The sequence below is a fragment of the Porphyromonas sp. HMSC065F10 genome, assembly GCF_001808555.1.
Lineage (GTDB): Bacteria > Bacteroidota > Bacteroidia > Bacteroidales > Porphyromonadaceae > Porphyromonas_A.
The window spans coordinates 1-245 of the sequence record NZ_KV793713.1 but is presented as its reverse complement, the minus strand read 5'-3'; the positions used below and the strand labels follow the sequence as shown (position 1 = coordinate 245).

The 245-nt window shown below is 47.3% G+C and carries 1 pseudogene; it reads left to right on the top strand.

Going from position 1 to position 245, the window contains the following annotated elements:
• A pseudogene (locus HMPREF2890_RS00005) lies at positions 1–245 on the top strand (conjugal transfer protein TraG); the annotation flags it as partial.

Genomic DNA, 245 nt, shown 5'->3' with positions numbered 1-245 from the left:
GGAGAAACGGCTAAGACGCTTTCCGAGCGTTTCGGCAAGGTTCTCCAGCAACGGCAGTCCATGACCATCAATCGTAACGACAAGTCCACATCTATATCTACGCAGATGGATAGCTTGATTCCTGCAAGTAAGATTAGTAACCTTACACAAGGTATGTTCGTTGGGGCTGTCTCAGACAATTTCGATGAACGCATCGATCAGAAAATCTTCCACGCTGAGATCGTTGTGGATGTTGCCAAGGTCTC